We start from the raw sequence: 19074 nt of genomic DNA on the forward strand, positions 1-19074 counted from the left end.
CTCGTGGGGCACGACGCGGGGCCGTACGGCGGGGCGACCGCAGCGTCCGGGCGCGCTCGCGGGGGACGGCGGGCGTCAGCCGGCGGGCGTCAGCCGGCGGTGCCGACGTCGCCCTGCTGGGCGGCGGCCCACCTCAGGACGAGGGCCTGGTAGATCCGCTGCTCGTCCGCCGACAGGCGTCCCTCCGCACGCGCCCACAACTCGCGGATCGCCCGGTTCAGGGCGTCGGCGTCGGGGACGGGCAGGGTCGGGTCGAAGGGGTCGAACGGAGGAGTGGACATGTGACCAGACTAGTGCGCACATCGGACGATACGCTGTGACCCGCCACGCATCGTGACGATTCCCACGGTGGCGTCAGTGCGTCGGCTGGCCCGCCTCAGGGCTGAGGACGCCCAGCCAGATCAGGACGAACAGCACCAGGCCGAGGGCTATCCGGTAGATGACGAACGGCATGAAGCTCTTGGTGGTGATGAACTTCATGAACCACGCGATGACCGCGTACCCCACGGCGAACGCGATGACCGTCGCGAAGAGCGTCGGCCCCCACGCGACGTGGCCCTCGCCCACGGCCTTCAGCTCGAACACGCCCGAGGCCATGACGGCGGGGATGGCCAGCAGGAACGAGTAGCGGGCCGCCGCCTCGCGCGTGTAGTTCATCAGCAGGCCGCCGCTGATGGTCGCACCCGACCGGGAGACGCCCGGGACCAGCGCCATCGCCTGGCACAGGCCGAAGATCAGGCCGTCCTTGACACCCAGGTCCCGCAGCGTCTTGCGCTCCTGCACCGCCCGGTGCCTGCCGCCCTCCTGGGTGCGCGCCGCCAGCCGGTCGGCCACGCCCAGCACGATGCCGAGCACGATCAGGGTCGTGGCGATCAGCCGCAGGTCGCGGAAGGGGCCCTCGATGTGGTCCTTCAGCGTGACGCCCAGCACACCGATCGGGATCGACCCGACGATCACCAGCCAGCCCATCCGGGCGTCGTGGTCGGAGCGCATGGACTTGTCGGTCAGGGAGCGGAACCAGGCCGACACGATGCGGCCGATGTCCTTGCGGAAGTAGATCAGGACCGCCGCCTCGGTGCCGATCTGCGTGATCGCGGTGAAGGCGGCGCCCGGGTCCTGCCAGCCCGCGAAGGCGGCGGTGAGGCGCAGGTGGGCGCTGGAGGAGATGGGGAGGAACTCCGTGAGCCCCTGGACGAGTCCGAGGATGAGCGATTCGAACCAATTCATGGGGCCAGGGCCGTCCCGAGGATGTACGCGTGTGATCGATGGGGTCGCTGCAGCCTACCGTCTCGCGGTGAGCGCTCGGTGATCGCCCCGGGTCCCGAACCACCGTCAGGCCGCGGGCGCCGACCGCAGCCGGTGCCGCTTGCGCCAGGCGACGACCGCCCCGCCGGCCGCGCAGGCCGCGATGAACCCGGCCGACAGCAGGAAGGCCGGGGAGCCCGGCGCCGCGGCGTGGCTTCCGGCGACCACGTACGCCGCCGTGTTCGGCACGCACCCCAGCGCCGTGCCCAGCAGGAACGGCGCGTACCCCACCCGCGAGACCGCCGCGCCGTAGTTGGCCGCGGCGAACGGCACCCCGGGGAACAGGCGGATCGCCAGCGTCGACCGGAACCCGTGCCGGCCGAGCTGCCGGTCCGCCGCCTGTGCCCAGCGGCCCCGCAGCAGCGGACGCAGCGCGTCCCGGCCCAGGGCGCGGCCGAGCGCGAACGCGACGCCCGCCCCGAGGACGGTCCCGGCGACGGCCGCGGCGAGCCCCGCCTGCGTGCCGAAGAGCGCGCCCGACGCCAGGTTCAGCACGGGGCGGGGGACGAACGCGGCGGTGCACAGCCCGTACGCGAGACCGAACAGCACGACGGCGCCCGCGCCGCCCGCCCCGTGCTGAACCTGGCGNCAGGAGCNCGGTGCGGTTCGTAGGCGACGGCCGCCGCCCCGGCGCCCGCGAGCAGGCAGACGAGGAGCGCCAGCCGCGACCGGGGCGAGAGGAGGAGGCGGGAGGGGCGCGGGGCGGTACCGGCCGGGGGCCGGGTGGCGGGCTCGGGCACCAGGGGAGCGTAGCCGACGCCGCCGCGCGCCCGCCGTGACCGGCGTCGCACCCCCGTCCCGGCCCGCGGCGCGGCTGGGAGAATGGGGCGGTGAACGACTCCGTGCCCGTACTGCGCGCCGTCGACGGCGGCACCGCCAGGCTCCTGCCGGACATCGACCGGGAGCGGGCCTGGCTGCTGACCGTCGACGGCGCCCCGCAGTCGTACGTCGACCTCGACGACCCGACGCACCTGGAGTTCGAGTACGCGCGGCGCCTCGCCCACGTCGTGGACGCCGCCGGCGGCGAGGGCGCCCCGCTCGACGCGGTCCACCTCGGGGGCGGCGCGCTGACGCTGCCCCGGTACGTCGCGGCGACCCGGCCCGGCTCCCGGCAGCAGGTCGTCGAGGCGGACCGGGCGCTGCTCGCGCTGGTCGCGGAGCACCTGCCCGTACCGGAGGGGGCGGGGATCACCGTGCACGGCGCGGACGCGCGGGCGTGGCTGGAGGCGGCGCCCGCCCGGTCGGCGGACCTGGTGGTGGGGGACGTGTTCGGCGGTTCGCGGGTGCCGGCGCACCTGACGTCCGTCGAGTACGCCCGCGAGGTGGAGCGGGTCCTGCGGCCGGACGGCCGGTACGCGGCGAACCTGGCGGACGGGGCGCCGTTCGGGTTCCTCCGCTCCCAGCTGGCCACCCTCGCGGCCGTCTTCGCGGAGCTGGCGCTGATCGCCGAGCCGTCGGTGCTGCGGGGGAGGCGGTTCGGCAACGTGGTGCTGGTCGCCTCGCACGCCCCGGTCGACACGGCCCGGCTGGCCCGGCGGGCCGCCGCCGACGCCTTCCCCGCGCGGGTGGAGCACGGGCCCGCCCTGGCGCGGTTCACCGGGGACGCGGCGGTGGTGCGGGACGCGGACGCGGTCCCCTCGCCCGAGCCGCCCGGCGGCGCCTTCGGCATCGGCTGACGACCGGCCCCGCGGGTCAGGCGGACGCCGGCGGGGCCCCGGCCGGCTCCCGCGGCCGGTCCGCCGCGGCCGGCTCGGCGCGGCGCGTGAGGTTCCGCACGTCCGGGACGAGCAGGACCAGCGCCGTCACCAGCGTGACCAGCGCCGCGCACCCCCACAGCGCGTGCGACAGCCCGACGAGGTCCGCCACCGGGCCCGCGACCGCCGTCGACAGCGGCAGCATCGCGGTCGAGCCGAACCAGTCGTACGCGGCGACCCGCGACAGCTTCTCCTCCGGGATCTCCTGGTGCAGCGAGGTCATCCACGCCACCCCGAACACCTCGACCGCCACCCCGGACGCGAACATCACCGCCACCAGGCCGCCCACCGGCAGCGGCACGGCCAGCGCCGCCGACGGCAGGGCCAGCGGGAACACGCACACCGTGCCCGTCAGCAGCAGTCTGCGCGGCTTCCAGCGCGTCATCAGCAGCGCGCCGCCGAGCGTGCCCACGCCGAACGCGGCCAGGGCCAGGCCCCACGGCCGCGCGCCGCCCAGCGACTCCTGCGCGACCAGCGGCCCGTACACGGACTCGGCGGCGCCGACGACGGCGACGACCACGGAGAACTGCGCGACGACCGCCCACAGCCAGGGGCGGCCGACGAACTCGTCCCACCCCTCGCGCAGGTCGGCGAGCAGCCCGCCGCCGGGGGCCCGCTCGGGGACGTGGCTCACGTCCAGGAACACCCGCAGCGCGCCCGCCGCGGCGAACGCCGCCGCGTCGACGGCGAGCACCCAGCCCGGGCTGAACGCGGCGACCAGGGCGCCGCCGAGCGCCGCCCCGCCGATGGCCGCGCCGCTCACGGCCATGCGGAACAGCGCGAAGGCGCGACTCGCCTGCCCGTGCCCGACGCTGGACATCAGCATGCCCTCGGCGGCCGGGCTGAAGAACGCCTGGCCCGTGCCGCCCAGCGCGGACAGCACCAGCATCTGCCACAGCTCCGCCCGGCCGGTGAGCACCAGGGCCGCGAAGACGCCCTGCGAGACGCAGTTGAGGGCGTTGGCGGCGACCATGACGCGGTGCCGCGGCAGCCGGTCCGCGACGGCTCCGCCGACGAGGAGGAACACGACGAGCGGCAGGGTGCGGGCCGCGGCGACCAGGCCCACGTCGCCGCCGTCGCCGCCGGACTCCAGCACCGCGAACGCCGCCGCCACCAGGGCGCCGTGGGAGCCCAGGCCGGTGACGGCGGCGGCGGCGGTCAGCAGGACGTAGTTGCGCCCCGCCCACTCCGGGCGGCGGCGGGGGCGNGGGCGTGGCGGAGGACTTCACCCCCGGACTATCGCCGGTGGCCCTGCCCGCCGACAAACGGACTGCCCGTCAGGCCCCCGGCCCTACGAGGCGGGCTCGGCCAGCCGGACGGTGGCGAGGATCTTCCGGATCGTCTCCTCGGGCACCTCGTCCTTGATCCCCGTGTTCGCGTACATCACCCAGGAGACGAAGTCGCCCTTGGCGTTCTTGAAGGAGAACGCGATGGCCTTGCCGTCCGTGTCGCACTTGTTCTCGTGCTTGGTGCCGAGGGCGGTCGCCGTGGCGACGTGGCCCTTCAGGCCGGACTTCGTCGTGTACGGCACGGCCTTGGCGACCTTGACGGTGCCCTTGGGCTCGGTCTGCGCGTACGCCGCCCACGCCCAGCTGCCGGCTTCGTTGTACGCGGCCTCGGCGGTGTCCTTGGCGCCCTGGCCGCCCTTGGTGCCGGCCGTGGCCAGGCTCCACTTGTCGGCGGTGCCGTCCTTGTCGTCGTCGTAGGTGCACCACTCGCTCTTGTAGCGGCCGGGCGCCGACATGGTGACGACGGGCGAGCCGTCGCCGGCCTTCTCGTCCTCGAAGCCGGTGGCCAGGCCCGAACCGAGCACCTCCCAGTCCGGCGGGATGTCGAAGAGGGTGTCGCGCTTCGGGTTGTGGACGACCTTCCAGCCCGGGACGGACGGCCGGGGCGCCGTCGAGCCGTCGCGCGGGTTGGCGGGGGGCGGCGCCGACGGCTGCCCGACCGGCGCCGACGGCGCGGTCGCGCTCGGGGTCGGACCGCCCTGGGCGGTGGACTCCTCCCCGTCCTCGCCGAGGACCAGGTAGCCGGTCACGCCGGCGGTGGCCAGGACGACGAGGGCCGCGGCGATCGCGACGACCGTCGTCCCCCTCCCGCCGCCGTCCGGCGGCACCGGCGGGCCGGGCACCTTCCCGGGGACCTCGTACTGCGGCGCGGTCGGCTGCTGGTACGGGTTGGGCTGCGGGTACCCCGGCTGCGGGTGCCCCGCCTGCGGGTATCCGGGCTGCTGGTACGGGTTCGGCTGCTGGTACCCCGGCTGCTGGTAGGGGTTCGGCACGTTCTGGTCCTGCGGGTTCTGCTCGCCCCCGGGCGGCTGCTGTCCTGGCCACATGGGCTGTAACCATAGAGGGGGAGTGCGCCCGGGCCCGTGCCCGGCCCCCGGTCCGCCCGTCTCAGGTGCCCGCCCGGCGCGGGCAACCCCGCCGGGCGCGCCGGCGTCCTCCCTCGCGGCCCCGGTCCGCGAACCGGCCGGGGGCCCCGCCCCGCGACCGGGTAGGCTGCCTCGCCCACAGGTCGCTCGTCGATACGGAGGAACCGGCGTTGCACGTCCAGGAGTGGCTCGAGACCGTTCCCGCGGTCAGCATCTACATCCTGGTGGGTGTGGTGATCGGGCTGGAAAGCCTCGGCATCCCGCTGCCGGGCGAGATCGTCCTCGTCAGCTCCGCGCTCCTCGCCTCCCAGCACGGGGACATCGACCCGTACGTCCTGGGCGCCTGCGCCTCGGCGGGCGCGATCGTCGGCGACTCGATCGGCTACGCCATCGGCCGCAGGGGCGGGCGGCCCCTGCTGGCCTGGCTCGGCGGGAAGTTCCCCAAGCACTTCAGCGAGGCCAACATCGCGCTGGCCGAGCGGTCCTTCCAGAAGTGGGGCGTGTGGGCCGTCTTCTTCGGCCGGTTCGTGGCCCTGCTGCGGATCTTCGCCGGACCGCTGGCGGGCGTCCTGCGGATGCCGTACTGGAAGTTCCTCCTCGCCAACGTCTTCGGCGGCATCCTCTGGGCGGGCGGCACCACGGCGGTGATCTACTCCGTGGGCGTCGTCGCCGAGGCGTGGCTGAAGCGGTTCTCCTGGCTGGGCCTGGTCCTCGCCGTGGCGGTGGGGCTCACCTCGATGCTCGTGCTCAGGCACCGCGCCGGGAAGGCCGCGGAGAAGTCCGAGGCGGAGCGCGCCGCCACCGCCCCGGCCGGGGCGCACCAGGCGCCCGCCCCCGCCGCGGCCGACTGACGGGGGCCCGGCCCGGTGCGCCCCGGGACGCCGGTCAGGCCCCCGGGGCGTGCGCCTCGCGGTGCGCCCGCGCCAGCTCCCGGTAGACCGCCGCGTTCTCCTCCAGGCCCTCGACCTCCTCGTCCGTCAGCCGCCGCACGATCCTCGCGGGGACGCCCGCGACGAGCGATCCGGGCGGGACCCGCATCCCCTGCGGGACGAGCGCCTGCGCGGCGACCAGCGAGCCCGCGCCGATGTGCGCGCCGTTGAGGACCGTGGCCCCCATGCCGACCAGGACGCCGTCCTCCACGGTGCAGCCGTGCAGGACGGCGTTGTGGCCGACCGACACCCGCTCGCCGACCGTCACGGGGAAGCCGGGGTCGCCGTGCACCGTGCAGTTGTCCTGGACGTTGCTGTCCGCGCCGATGACGATCGGCGCGCAGTCCGCGCGCAGCACGGCGTGGTACCAGACGCTGGACCCCGGCCCCATCGTGACCTCGCCGACCACGACGGACGTGGGCGCGGCGAAGGCGGTCGCGGCCACCTCCGGCTCCCTGCCGCCCACCGCGGTGATCAATGGCCGTTCCGTCATGTCCGCCGCTCCCTCGCGCACCGGGGCCCCTCGCCCCGCCCGGGAGGAACCGTAGGGCACGCCGGGCCCGGGCCGGCGGGGCGAACGTCACAGCGCTCCGCCCTGACCGGCGGTGATCCGGCGCACTGCCGTGTCCGGGTGCCCAGGGCCGGAAACACGTCCTCCTTCCCGCCGCTGTCCGCCTGGTGCCGCCGTGCGCTCTCCGCCGCGGTGCACCGCGGCTGGCGCCGGGTGCGGGAGACCGGCGCCGGCACCGCCGACCGCCCCGGGCCCCTGAGGTTCCGCCGGATCGGCGCCGGCACCCGGCTCGCCCTCCCCCAGGGCACGGTCTTCGGCGAGCAGTGGATCGAGCTGGGGGAGTGCTGCGTCATCGGCGAGCAGGTGACCCTCAGTGCCGGCATGATGCCCGGCCTCGGCCCCGACCCGGTGGTCACCCTCGGCGACGGCGTCGTCCTCGGGTGCGGCAGCCGCATCGTGGCGGACGCGCCGGTGACCGTCGGCGCGAACACCTTCTGCGGGCCGTACGTCTACATCACCTCGACCAACCACGGCTACGACGACCCGCACGAGCCGATCGGCCGGCAGCGGCCGCGCTCCGCCCCCGTCGAGGTGGGCCCGGGCCGCCGGCTCGGCACCGGCGCGGTGGTCCTGCCCGGCGCCCGGATCGGCCGGAACGTCGTGGCCGCCGCCGGGGCGGTCGTCCGGGGCGAGGTGCCCGACCACACGGTCGTCGCCGGGGCGCCGGCGCGTGCGGTGCGCCGCTGGGACCCGGACGGCGGCTGGCAGCCCCCGCTGCGCACGCCCCCGCCCGTACCGGTCGCACCGCTCCCCGAGCTGCCCGAGCACCCCGAGCTCCCCGAGCACCCCCCGGCCGCGCGGCCCGCCGCTCCGGCGTGCGGCGAGGGCCGCTGACCGGAGGCGCCGCCCGGCTCCCCCGGTCCGCCGGGGGTGCCGCGCCGCCACCCCGCCGGCCCGCCTGACTGGCCCCCGTCCCGCGGGGGCGCCCAGTATGGAGGGTGAGGTGTGATGGGGAAGTGTCCAGCGAAGGCGGCACCGCGGCTGGGGCTCCGGAACTGCGGGCCGACCCCGCGGGCGGAGCCCCCGGTGCGACGCGGCCGTGCGACGGCGTACGCCCGGCCTGGCGCGCGCCGGTGTTCGCCGGGGCCACCCTGGCCGCCGTGTACGTCCCCGGCGAGGGCGGCCGCGAGCTGCGCCTCGCCGGGCCCGCCGGGGACTTCGGGGCGCTGCCCGGCTGGCCGGGCGGGTACGCCGTGTCGGGGTGCTCGGCCGTCGCCGAGGTCTTCCGGCGCGGCCGCCCCCTGTGGCCCACCGCGGCCGAGCTCGCCGCCCGCCGGGAGGCCGTGCCCGCGGCCCTCGCGCCCGGCGCGGCGCTGGGCGTGCTGCCCCTCGGCGCGGACGGCCGGCGGCTCGGCTGCCTGGTCGTCGTCGACGACACCGGCCGGGGCTTCGACGCCGACCGGCGGGGCTTCATGGAGCTGTACGCCGAGCAGGTCGCCGCCCGCCTGGAGGCGGGCGGCGGGCCGGGGACGGCCTACCGGGTCGCCAGCGGCGCCGGCGGGGCCGTACCGGTGGGGCCGGTGCCGCGCCGGGAGGGCGCGCAGGTCGCGTACCAGCCGATGCCCGGCCGTGCGTCGGACGCGGAGCGGCTCGGGTCGTTCACCCTGGCCCTCCACACCGGGCGGATCACCGCCGACGCGCGGATGCTCGAACTCGTCGACATCGACCCCGGCGACTTCGACGGCCGGGTCGAGACGTTCCTCGCCCACGCCGTCCCCGACGACCTGCCGGCCCTGATGTCCCTGGTCGAACCGGGCAAGGCCACGCCGGTGAGCCGGGAGCTGGAGTTCCGGGTCCGCCGGCCCACCGGCGACCTGCGCTGGCTGCGGCTGCGCTCCCGCGTCCTGGACGGTCCCGACGGCCGCCCCGAACGCGTCCTGGGCGTCGTCGTCGACGCCTCCTCGCTGCGCCCGGGGACCGACGAGGTCTCCCTCGTCCAGCGGCTGTCCGCGTCCCTCGCCGCCACGATGACCGCCCGCGACGTCGCCCGCGTCGTCGTCGGCACCCTGCGCGACCCCCTCGTCGGTGCCGACCGCGTCGCCGTCGCGAGCCTGGACGCCGACCGGCTCGTCGTCACCGTCCTGGACCCGCCCGAGCCGGGCGCCTGGCCGGAGGTCTGGCGCTCCGAGTGGCGCTCCGAGTGGCCCGACACCCCCCTGCGCTCCCTGCCGACGCTCGCGGCGGCGCTCCGGGAGGTGCGGGTGAGCCTGGTCCCGGCGGGCACGGAACTCGAACCGGCCCTCGCCGGCGTTGGGCCGGGCGGCCTCGCCCTCCTGCCGCTGCCCGCCGAGGGCCGCGTCATCGGCGCCTGCCTGGCCGGCTGGGACGAGCCGCACGACTTCGGCGCCGAGGAGCGGTCCCTGCTGACCGCCACCGCCGGCCTGGCGGGCCAGGCGCTGCGCCGCGCCCGCGCCTTCGACGCCCAGCACGAACTGGCCACCACCCTCCAGCGCAGCCTGCTGCCGCGCAGGCTCCCCGAGCTGGCCGGGGGAGTGGCCGTGGCGCGCTACCTGCCGGCGATGGTCGGCCTGGAGGTCGGCGGCGACTGGTACGACGTGATCCCCCTCTCCGGCAGCCGCGTCGCCCTCGTCATCGGCGACGTCCAGGGGCACAGCGCCGGCGCGGCCACCATCATGGGCCAGATCCGCACCGCCATCAGGGCGTACGCGGTCGAGGGGCACCCGCCCGACGTCGTCGTCTCGCACGCCAACCGGCTCCTCGTCGGCATGGAGACCGACCTCTTCGCCACCTGCTGCTACGTCGAACTCGACATGGAGGAGGGCGAGGCGTGGATGATCCGCGCCGGTCACCTCGCCCCGCTGCTGCGCCACCCGGACGGCACGGCGGAGGAGGTCGACACCGAGGGCGGCCTCCCCCTGGGGGTCCTCGCCGACGCGGACTACCCCATCACCGCCGTCGGCCTCGCCCCCGGCACGGTCCTCGCGCTGTTCACGGACGGACTGGTCGAGTCGTCCGCCCTCCATCTGGAGGACGGGATGCGCCGGACGCGCGACCTGCTCTCCCGGGCCGACCCCGGCGATCCCGGGCGCATGGCCGACCGGCTCCTCGGCGACGGCACCCGCCGCGACGACGACGTCGCCCTGCTGCTGATGCGCTACGACGGGATGGGGGTCCCGCCCATCCGCGCCGGGTGGACCGTGTGGCGGCTGCCCGACGCCGTCATGCACGCCCGCCGCTTCACCGCCCGCACCCTGCGCGGCTGGGGCGTCGCCGAGGAGGCGGACACGGTCCTGCTCGTCGTCTCCGAACTGGTCACCAACGCCCTGGTGCACACCCCGGGGGCGGTGCGCCTCGACCTGACGCTCGCCGGGGACCGGATGCGCGTCGCCGTCACCGACGCCTCGCCGCGGGCCCCCGCCAAGCCCGTGATGGCCGACTGGGACGCCACCGGGGGCCGCGGGCTGTTCCTGGTGGAGGCCGTGTCGGCGTCGTGGGGGTCGGTGCCGGTCAGCGGCGGCAAGCAGGTGTGGAGCGAACTCGTCGTCGCCCGCGCCCCGGACACCGGCGCCGGACCGCCGTCCGCCCCTGGCCCGCCGTCCGCCCCCGGNNNGTNCNNCCCCGGACCGCCGTCCGCCCCCGGCCCGTACGGCCCCGAACGCGAAGGAAGGTGAGGAACGGTGTTCCGTCTGAGGACCCGCGGGCGCGCCGCCGCCGTCGCGGCGGCGCTCGCCGTGGTGCTCGCCGGCTGCGGCACCGCCGAGCAGGCGCACCTGGGGGACGGCCCGAACCCCACGTACACCGACTTCACCCCCCGCGTCGGGCTGCTGCTGCCGGACGCCCACACCGCCCGCTGGGAGGCGTTCGACCGGCCCCTGATCGAGGCGAAGATCCGCCAGATCTGCCCGGGCTGCACCGTGGACTACGCCAACGCCCGCAGCGACGTCGCCGCGCAGAAGCAGCAGCTCGACTCGATGCTCACCGCGGGGGCCGACGTCCTGATCCTCGGCCCTGTGGACTCCCGGGCGCTCGGCCCCGCGGTGGCCAGGGCCGCCGACGCCGGCGTCCCCGTCGTCTCCTACGACCGCCTCGCCGACGGCCCGGTCGCCGGTTTCGTCTCCTTCGACGCCCGGCGGACCGGCCGCCTCCAGGCCGAGGCGCTGCTGCGGGCCATGGGCGCCGGGGCGGACGGCGGGCGCGTCGTCATGGTGAACGGCGACCCGGCCGACCCGAACGCCGTCGCCCTGGAGCGGGGCGCGCGCGAGGTCCTGAACGGCAGGGTGCGGATCGTCAGGGAGTACGACACGGGCCGCTGGCGCCCCGAGACCGCCCGGGCCCACATGTCCGGCGCGATCGCCGCCCTGGGCCCCGGGGGCATCGACGGCGTGTACGCCGCCAACGACGGGCTCGCCGGCGCCGTCGTCTCCGCGCTGAAGGCCGACTTCGTCACGCCGCTGCCGCCGGTCACCGGGCAGGACGCCGACCTCGACGCCCTCCGGCGGATCGTCGCCGGCGAGCAGTACATGACGGTGTACAAGCCGTTCGGGCCGATGGCCGCCGCCGCGGCCGAGATGGCCGTCGCGCTCGGCCGCGGCGACCCGGCGGACGCCATCGCCCCGCGGGGCGGGGAGGAGGTCACCGTGCGGGGGGTGCCGGCCGTCCGGTTCGCCCCGGTGCCCGTCACCGCGGGCACCGTGCGCGACACCGTCGTCAGGGACGGGGTGTACACGATCGCGCAGATCTGTACTCCGAAGTACGCGTCGGCGTGCGCGAAGGCCGGACTCACCGTGTAATCGGGCGGAGAAGGAGGTGGTCCCCGGTGCCGGTCCCACCGCTGTTGAGCCTGCGCGGCGTCCGCAAGCGCTTCGGCGCCGTCGAGGCGCTTGCCGATGTCGGACTGGAGGTCGGGGCCGGGGAGGTCGTCGCCCTGATGGGCGACAACGGAGCCGGGAAGTCCACCCTGGTGAAGGTGATCGCCGGGGTCGCGCCCGCCGACGAGGGGGTCATCCGGTGGGAGGGGCGCGCCGTGCGGGTGCGGCGCCCCCGCGACGCCCACGCCCTCGGCATCGCCGCGGTCTTCCAGGACCTGGCGCTCTGCGACAACCTCGACGTCGTCGCCAACCTGTTCCTCGGCCGGGAGTTGTGCCGGGCGGGCCTCCTCGACGAGGTCGAGATGGAGCGCCGGGCCCGCGACCTGATGGGGTCGCTCGCCGTCCACGTGCCCGACCTGCGGGCCCGGGTGGCGACTCTGCCGGGCGGGCAGCGGCAGACCGTCGCGATCTCCCGCTCGCTCGTCGGGGAGCCGCGGCTGCTCCTCTTCGACGAACCCACCGCCGCCCTCGGCGTCCGGCAGACCAGCCGCTTCCTGGACCTCGTCGAGAAGCTCCGCGACCGGGGCACGGGCGTGCTGCTGATCAGTCAGAACATGGGCGACGTCAAGGCGGTCGCGGACCGCGTCGCCGTCCTCCACCTCGGCCGCAACAACGGGGTCTTCGACGTCAGCACCGCCTCGCAGGAGCAGATCGTCTCCTCCGTCACCGGGGTCTCCAGTTACCCCGGCGCCGTGCGCCGCGCCCCGCACACGCACCGGGCGGAGCGGTGAACGCCCTCCGCCGGGCCCTGGGGAGCGGTGTGGAGGCGGCCGGCCGGCGGCTGGGCACCGGCGAGCCCGGCGTGTTGCCCGTCGTCGTCGGCGTCCTCGTGATCTGGTCGGTCTTCCAGGGCCTCAACGGCAACTTCCTCGCGCCCCGGAACCTGTCCAACCTCGGCGTGGACATCGTCGGCCCCGGGATGATCGCCGTCGGCGTCGTCTTCGTCCTGCTGATCGGCGAGATCGACCTGTCGGTCGGGTCCGTCAGCGGCCTCGCCGCGGCCCTGTTCGCCGTGCTCAGCGTGCGGCACGGGGTGGCGGAATGGCTGGCCGTGGCGGCCGCCGTGCTCTGCGGCGCGGCGATCGGCGCCCTGCACGGCCTGCTCGTCGCCCGGGTGGGCGTGCCGGCCTTCGCCGTCACCCTCGCCGGGCTCCTGGGCTGGAACGGCCTGATGCTGTACGTCCTGGGCGCCGCCGGCACGGTCAACCTCGACGAGGAGAGCCTCCTGGGCCGGCTGACGGGCCACTACTTCCACGAGGTCGCCGCCGCGTACGGGCTGGCGGCGGCCGGCTCCGTCCTGTACTTCCTCGTCTCCCACCGGGACCGGCGGCGGCGCAGGGCGGCCGGGATGCCGCACCGGCCGCTCACGCGGATCGCGGTGCGGACCGGGGCGGTGGCGCTGGTGGCGTTCCTGGCCGCGCACGTGCTCAACCGGTTCCAGGGGCTGCCGCTCGCCCTGCTCGCCTTCCTCCTCGTCGTCGGCGGCCTCGACCTCGTGCTGCGCCGCACCCGGTACGGGCGGAAGGTGTACGCCCTCGGCGGGGGCGGCGGCGAGCCGGCCCGGCGGGCCGGGATCGACGTCGTCCGCGTACGGGTGTCCGTCTTCGCGCTGTCCGGGACCATGGCCGCGGTCGGCGGGCTGTTCCTCGCCTCGCGCATCACCTCGGTGAGCCAGACGTCCGGGTCGAGCCTGCTGCTGATGAACGTGATCGCCGCAGCCGTGATCGGCGGCACCAGTCTCTTCGGCGGGCGCGGCACCACCTGGTCCGCCCTGCTGGGGATGCTCGTCATCCAGTCGATCGCCTCGGGGATGTCCCTGCTGGGCATCGAGGCGGCCGTCCAGTTCACGGTCACCGGCGGGGTGCTGCTGGCGGCCGTCGTCGTCGACACCGTGGCCAGACGCATCCGCAGGGAGCACGGCCGGGCGTAGCGCCCGGCGCCTCAGCCCAGTCCGAGGGCGGGGATCTCGATCGCGGGGCACCGGTCCATGACCATGTCCAGCCCCGCCGCCCGGGTCCGCGCGTACGCCGCCTCGTCGACGACGCCGAGCTGGAACCAGACCGCCCTGGCGCCCTTGGCGACCGCCTGGTCCGCGACCTCCCCGGCCAGCCCGCTGTGGACGAAGACGTCCACCACGTCCACCGGGAACGGGACGTCCGCCAGGGTGGGGTACCCCTGTTCGCCGTGGACGGTCTCCGCCTTCGGGTGCACCGGCACGACCCGCTTGCCGAACCGCTGGAGCACGGCCGCCACGCCGTACGCCGCCCGCGACCGGTTGGTGGACAGGCCCACCACGGCCCAGGTGTCACCGGACTCGGTGAGGATCCTGCGGATGGTCTCCGTATCGCCGTACACGCGTTCGTCTCCTGTTCGTCCGGGGCCGTCCCTGTGCGGGGCAACCGGGCCGGGGCGCCCGGCATTCCCCAGGGCGCTTTACATCCGACACGGACAGTGTCACTATCCATTTATGGGTAGCTCCGCTATCCGCTTTCCGTCGCGTCCCTGCCGCGCCCCGCCGAGAGGACCCCGCCGTGCCCGCACTGCCCTGGACCGCCTCCGCCCCCGTANCNCCGCACNCCCCCGCCCTCGTCATGGCCTCGCGCTTCGAGGTCCGCTCCGCGGGGGACGTGCCGCGCTTCCTCCTGAAGTCCCTCGCCGCCCGGCGGCAGGCCGTCGCCGCGCCCGGCGCGTACGGCGTCTCGCTCCTCGCCCGGCCGCTCCGGCGGACCTTCCACACCCTCTCCGCCTGGCGGGACCGCGACGCCCTGGACGCCTACGTCCGCGCCGAGCCCCACCGCGGGATCATGCGGGACCTCCGGCCGGTGATGTGCGACTCCGCGTTCGTCTTCTGGGAGACCACCACCGACGACCTGCCGCCCACCTGGGACGACGCCCTCCGTCGCCTCGCCGCGCAGGCCGCCCGGGACGCCTCGGGGAAGGCCGCGCCGGGGCGCGGCTAGGGTGGCGGGATGCAGGAGCAGTATCTGACGGTGGCCCGCGCGGGCGTGCACGAGACCGAGGTCAACCGGTCGCGCTTCCTCTGCGCGCTCGCCCCCGCCGCCACCGAGCGGGAGGCCCAGGACTTCGTCGCCCGCGTCCGCCGCGAGCACCCCACCGCCACCCACAACTGCTTCGCGTACGTGATCGGCGCCGACGCCGCCGTCCAGAAGGCCGGCGACGACGGCGAACCGGGCGGCACCGCCGGCGTGCCGATGCTCCAGATGCTGCTGCGGCGCGACGTGCGGTACACCGCCGCCGTCGTCACCCGCTACTACGGAGGCGTGAAGCTCGGCGCCGGCGGCCTCATCCGCGCCTACGGCGGCGCCGTCGGCGAGGCCCTCGACGCCGTCGGCACCGTCACCCGCCGCCGCTTCCGGCTCGCCACCGTCACCGTCGACCACCAGCGGGCCGGCCGGCTCCAGAACGACCTGCGCGCCGCCGGCCGGTCCGTCCGCGACGTGCGCTACGCCGACGCCGTGCGCATCGAGGTCGGCCTGCCCGACGCCGACGTGGACGCCTTCCGCCGCTGGCTCGCCGACGCCACCGCCGGCACGGCCGCGCTGGAACTCGGCGGCGAGGCGTACGGCGACGGCTGACCCGCCCCGCCGCCGGCGCGCGGCGGACCCCCGGGCGGATGGCAGACTTGCCCACGCCGGGAGGCGACGAGCGGTACGGCGACACAGGGGGACGAAGCGGAACCGTGAGACTTCTGCACACATCGGACTGGCACCTGGGCCGGTCCTTCCACCGCGTCGGCCTCCTCGACGCCCAGGCCGCCTTCCTCGACCACCTCGTCGCCACCGTCCGCGACCACGACGTGGACGCGGTCCTTGTCGCCGGCGACGTGTACGACCGCGCCGTACCGCCGCTCACCGCCGTGGAGCTGTTCGACACCGCCCTGCACCGGCTCGCCGAAGCGGGCGTGCCCACGGTGATGATCTCCGGCAACCACGACTCGGCCCGCCGCCTCGGCGTCGCCGCCCGCCTCATCGAACGCGCCGGCATCCACCTGCGGACCGACCCCGACGGCATCGGCACCCCCGTCGTCCTGCCCGACCCGCCCCACGGGGACGTCGCCTTCTACGCCGTGCCCTACCTCGAACCGGCCCTCGTGCGGCAGCGCCTCGGCGCGCCGAAGGCCGCCCACCGGGCCGTCCTCACCGCCGCCATGGACCGCGTCCGCGCCGACCTCGCGGCCCGCCCGGCCGGCACCCGCTCGGTCGTCCTCGCCCACGCCTTCGTCACCGGGGGCGAACCCAGCGACAGCGAACGCGACATCACCGTCGGCGGCGCCGCCTCCGTACCGGCCGGCGTCTTCGACGGCGTCGACTACGTCGCCCTGGGCCACCTGCACGGCTCCCAGGCCCTCACCGACCGCGTCCGCTACTCCGGCTCCCCCCTCGCCTACTCGTTCTCCGAGTGGCGGCACCGCAAGACCATGTGGCTCGTCGACCTCGCCCCCGACGGCGGCGTCGCCGCCGAACGGATCGACTGCCCCGTCCCCCGGCGCCTCGCCCGCCTCCGCGGCCGCCTCGACGACCTCCTCGCCGACCCGGCCCTCGACCACCACGAGGACGCCTGGGTCGAAGCCGTCCTCACCGACCCCGTACGCCCCGCCGAGCCCATGGCCCGGCTCACCCGGCGCTTCCCCCACACCCTCAGCCTCGTCTTCGAACCCGAGCGCCCCGACACCGCCGACGACCTCCTCTCCTACGCCCGCCGCCTGCGCGGGCGCACCGACCAGCAGATCGCGGAGGACTTCGTGACCCACGTACGCGGCGGAACCGGCCCCGACGACCGCGAACGGGCCGTCCTGCGGGGCGCCTTCGCCGACGTCCGCGCCGACCTCGCCGTACGCGAGCGCGAGGTGGACGGATGAGGCTCCACCGGCTCCGCGTCGCCGGCTTCGGCCCCTTCGGCACCGCCCAGGAGATCGACTTCGACGCGCTCTGCTCCGCCGGCCTGTTCCTCCTCCACGGCCCGACCGGAGCCGGCAAGACCTCCGTCCTCGACGCGGTCTGCTTCGCCCTGTACGGATCGGTCCCCGGCGCCCGGCAGTCCCCCGGCGCCTCGCTGCGCAGCGACCACGCGCCTCCCGGCACCGTCACCGAGGTCGTCCTCGACCTGACCGTCGCCGGCCGCCGCCTGGAGGTCACCCGGCGGCCCGCCCAGCTCCGCCCCAAGAAGCGGGGCAAGGGCTCCACCACCGAGAAGGCCCAGTCCTGGCTGCGCGAGCACGACCCCGCCACCGGCACCTGGAACGGGCTGAGCCGCTCCCACCAGGAGATAGGCGAGGAGATCGCCCAGCTCGTCGGGATGAGCCGCGACCAGTTCTGCCAGGTCGTCCTGCTGCCCCAGGGCGACTTCTCCCGCTTCCTGCGCGCCGACGCCGAAGCACGCGGGAAACTCCTCGGCCGGCTGTTCGGCACCCGCCGCTTCGCCGCCGTCGAGGAACGCCTCGCCGAGCTGCGCCGCGCCGCCGAACGCCGGGTCCGCGACGGCGACCAGCGGCTCCTCGCCCTCGCGCACCGCATGGCGCAGGCCGCCGGCGACGCCGCAGGCGACTGGCCCGCACCCGGCGGCGAACCCGGCGACCCCGGCCTCGCCGAAGCCGTCCTGAGCTGGGCCGCCGTCGCCCGCTCCGGTGCCCGCGAGGCCCTCGACACCGCCGGCCTCGCCCTGGCCGCCGCCGAACAGCGGCAGGCCGCCGCCCGCCGCACCCTCGATGAGCGGCGCGCCCTCGCCGCCCTGCGCGAACGGTACGACGACGCCCGCCGCCGCGCCGCGGCCCTGGAGGAGCGCCGGGCCGAGCACGAGGCCCGGCAGGCCCGCCTCGACGCGTCCCGCACCGCCGAGCGGGTGGCCGGGCCGCTCGCCCTGCGCGACGAGGCGGAACGCGACCACCGCGNCGCGGACGCCGCCCGCGACCGCGCCCTCGCCGCCATCGATAACGNTANNANNGNNCNNNCTCCCCGGCAGCCCCGCCGACGCCGGGGCGGACGCGNTCGCCCNNCTCGCGCAGACCCGCCGCCGGGAACTCGCCGACCTCGACTCCGCCCGCCGCGCCGAACAGCGCCTCGCGCAGATCGCCCACGAACGCGCCGACCTCGACCGGCAGGCCCGCGCCGACGACCGGGCCCTCCGCGACACCGCCGACTGGCTGGCCGGCTGGGAGACCACCCGGCGCACCCTCCTGGCCCGGGTCGACGCCACCCGCGAGGCCGCCACCCGGGCCGAGCACCTGCTGGGACGGCTCGCCCCGGCCCGCCGCCGACGGGACGCCGCCCGCCGCCGCGACGCCCTCGCCCAGGACGCGGCCGCCGCCCGCGCCCGCCTGACGGCCGCCCGCGAACGGGCCGCCACCGCCCACGAGACCTGGCTCGACCTGCGCGAACGCCGACTGCGCGGCATCGCCGCCGAACTGGCGGCCCGTCTGGAGGACGGCGCCCCCTGCGCGGTCTGCGGCTCCGCCGAGCACCCCGCGCCCGCACAACCCACCGCCGACCACGTCGACCGCGCCGCCGAGGATGCCGCGTACGCGGCGCACACCCGCGCCGCCGAGGCCCTCACCGCCGCCGAACGCGACCTCGCCGCCGTACGGGAGGCCCTCGCCGCCGCCGCGGCGGAGGCCGCCGAACAGCCGTCACCCGGCGCCCGTGGCACGGAGGTTCGCGAGGCGGGCCACGGCGATGCCGGGAGCCGCGACCCGGGCCGGGACGATGCCGGGGAGCGGGGCCCGAACGGGGGGAGCGCGGAAGGCCGTCACTCCGGCCGGGACGGCGCCGGGGGCCGTAGCCCGGACCACGGCGGTGCCGGAGACCACGCCCCCTACCGGGACGGCGCCGGGGACCACGACCCGGACCGGGACGGTGCCGGGGACTACGACCCGTACCGGGACGGTGCCGGGGGACCGTCCGTCGCCGTACTGGAGGACCTCGTCGCACGGCTGGAGCGCGAGCACGCCGAGGCGCACGACCTGGCCGCCGACGGCCAGGCCGCGCGCGAGGCACTGGAGCGGGCCGAACGCGAGCACGCCCGGCGCACCGAGGAACACCGGCAGACGGAGGTGCGGGCCGCCGCCCTGGCCTCCCGACGCGAGGCGCTCGACCAGGAGCAGGCGGCCCGCGAGGCCGACCTGGCCCGCGCCCTCGGCGACGGCGGCGGCACCGTCGCCCGCCGCGCGGCCGCCCTGGAGCGCGAGGCCGCCGCCCTGGACGCCGCCGCCGACGCCGTACGGGCCGCCGAGGCCGCCGCGCGGCGGCTCAAGGAGGCCGACGGCCGGCTCGCGGACGCCGCGTACCGGGCCGGGTTC

General features: G+C 76.6%; 16 protein-coding genes and 3 pseudogenes. 11 read left to right on the forward strand and 8 right to left on the reverse strand.

What is annotated here, in order from left to right; all coding sequences use genetic code 11:
- Nucleotides 1–89: 89 nt before the first annotated feature.
- From MW084_RS21840 to MW084_RS24675, 4 genes and pseudogenes are all read right to left on the reverse strand, one after another.
- Nucleotides 90–281: a hypothetical protein gene (locus MW084_RS21840; RefSeq protein ID WP_010468997.1), complete on the reverse strand. Its 192-nt coding sequence runs from the start codon at nucleotides 279–281 to the stop codon at nucleotides 90–92.
- Nucleotides 282–354: 73 nt separating this feature from the next.
- A complete protein-coding gene (locus MW084_RS21845) occupies nucleotides 355–1227 on the reverse strand; it encodes an undecaprenyl-diphosphate phosphatase (RefSeq protein WP_010468994.1) in 873 nt (290 codons plus the stop codon).
- A 105-nt stretch (nucleotides 1228–1332) separates the two neighbouring features.
- Nucleotides 1333–1893: pseudogene (locus tag MW084_RS21850) on the reverse strand (TVP38/TMEM64 family protein); the annotation flags it as partial.
- A gap of 9 nt (nucleotides 1894–1902) precedes the next feature.
- Nucleotides 1903–2096, reverse strand: a pseudogene (locus MW084_RS24675) (hypothetical protein); the annotation flags it as partial.
- Nucleotides 2097–2135: 39 nt separating this feature from the next.
- On the opposite strand from MW084_RS24675, the gene MW084_RS21855 reads away from it, so the two are divergent.
- Nucleotides 2136–2981: a spermidine synthase gene (locus MW084_RS21855; RefSeq protein WP_010468991.1), complete on the forward strand. Its 846-nt coding sequence runs from the start codon at nucleotides 2136–2138 to the stop codon at nucleotides 2979–2981.
- Between the two features lie 16 nt (nucleotides 2982–2997).
- Here MW084_RS21855 and MW084_RS21860 read toward each other — a convergent pair.
- Together MW084_RS21860 and MW084_RS21865 are read right to left on the reverse strand one after the other, a co-directional pair.
- Nucleotides 2998–4266: MFS transporter (locus MW084_RS21860; RefSeq protein WP_275563751.1), on the reverse strand; the 1269-nt coding region annotated here is incomplete at its 5' end.
- Nucleotides 4267–4350: 84 nt separating this feature from the next.
- Complete coding sequence (locus tag MW084_RS21865) at nucleotides 4351–5394, reverse strand: DUF8017 domain-containing protein (protein ID WP_029553324.1); 1044 nt, start codon at nucleotides 5392–5394, stop codon at nucleotides 4351–4353.
- 209 nt (nucleotides 5395–5603) lie between these two features.
- On the opposite strand from MW084_RS21865, the gene MW084_RS21870 reads away from it, so the two are divergent.
- A complete protein-coding gene (locus MW084_RS21870; protein WP_010468986.1) occupies nucleotides 5604–6284 on the forward strand; it encodes a DedA family protein in 681 nt (226 codons plus the stop codon).
- A 34-nt stretch (nucleotides 6285–6318) separates the two neighbouring features.
- Here the strand turns inward: MW084_RS21870 and MW084_RS21875 are convergent, their stop codons facing one another.
- A complete protein-coding gene (locus tag MW084_RS21875; RefSeq protein WP_029553323.1) occupies nucleotides 6319–6855 on the reverse strand; it encodes a gamma carbonic anhydrase family protein in 537 nt (178 codons plus the stop codon).
- A 138-nt stretch (nucleotides 6856–6993) separates the two neighbouring features.
- Between MW084_RS21875 and MW084_RS21880 the strand changes: the two genes are divergently transcribed.
- From MW084_RS21880 to MW084_RS21900, 5 genes are all read left to right on the forward strand, one after another.
- Nucleotides 6994–7767, forward strand: coding sequence for an acyltransferase (locus MW084_RS21880; protein ID WP_010468982.1), 774 nt, complete (start codon nucleotides 6994–6996; stop codon nucleotides 7765–7767).
- A gap of 122 nt (nucleotides 7768–7889) precedes the next feature.
- Nucleotides 7890–10501, forward strand: a 2612-nt coding sequence (locus MW084_RS21885; RefSeq protein ID WP_275563752.1) for a SpoIIE family protein phosphatase, incomplete at its 3' end; no start/stop codon positions are given.
- A 70-nt stretch (nucleotides 10502–10571) separates the two neighbouring features.
- A complete protein-coding gene (locus MW084_RS21890) occupies nucleotides 10572–11684 on the forward strand; it encodes a sugar ABC transporter substrate-binding protein (RefSeq protein WP_010468979.1) in 1113 nt (370 codons plus the stop codon).
- A gap of 26 nt (nucleotides 11685–11710) precedes the next feature.
- Nucleotides 11711–12493 (forward strand): ATP-binding cassette domain-containing protein, encoded by a 783-nt coding sequence (locus MW084_RS21895; RefSeq protein ID WP_010468977.1) that lies wholly within the window; start codon nucleotides 11711–11713, stop codon nucleotides 12491–12493.
- A complete protein-coding gene (locus tag MW084_RS21900) occupies nucleotides 12490–13692 on the forward strand; it encodes a sugar ABC transporter permease (RefSeq protein WP_010468976.1) in 1203 nt (400 codons plus the stop codon). The genes MW084_RS21895 and MW084_RS21900 overlap by 4 nt, the downstream gene beginning before the upstream one ends.
- An 11-nt stretch (nucleotides 13693–13703) precedes the next feature.
- Here the strand turns inward: MW084_RS21900 and MW084_RS21905 are convergent, their stop codons facing one another.
- On the reverse strand, nucleotides 13704–14117 hold the full coding sequence (locus MW084_RS21905) for a CoA-binding protein (protein WP_010468975.1): 414 nt from the start codon (nucleotides 14115–14117) through the stop codon (nucleotides 13704–13706).
- Between the two features lie 614 nt (nucleotides 14118–14731).
- Here MW084_RS21905 and MW084_RS21915 point away from each other — a divergent pair.
- The 4 genes and pseudogenes from MW084_RS21915 to MW084_RS21930 form a co-directional block, all read left to right on the forward strand.
- Nucleotides 14732–15358: a YigZ family protein gene (locus MW084_RS21915; protein ID WP_010468973.1), complete on the forward strand. Its 627-nt coding sequence runs from the start codon at nucleotides 14732–14734 to the stop codon at nucleotides 15356–15358.
- A 104-nt stretch (nucleotides 15359–15462) separates the two neighbouring features.
- Nucleotides 15463–16641: an exonuclease SbcCD subunit D gene (locus MW084_RS21920; RefSeq protein WP_010468972.1), complete on the forward strand. Its 1179-nt coding sequence runs from the start codon at nucleotides 15463–15465 to the stop codon at nucleotides 16639–16641.
- On the forward strand, nucleotides 16638–17670 hold a 1033-nt coding region (locus MW084_RS21925), incomplete at its 3' end, for an AAA family ATPase (RefSeq protein ID WP_275563754.1). The genes MW084_RS21920 and MW084_RS21925, both read left to right, overlap by 4 nt.
- 105 nt (nucleotides 17671–17775) lie before the next feature.
- Nucleotides 17776–19074 (forward strand): annotated as a pseudogene (locus tag MW084_RS21930) (AAA family ATPase); the annotation flags it as partial.

Origin of the sequence: Streptomyces sudanensis, assembly GCF_023614315.1 — a bacterium.
Taxonomy (GTDB): Bacteria; Actinomycetota; Actinomycetes; order Streptomycetales; family Streptomycetaceae; genus Streptomyces; species Streptomyces sudanensis.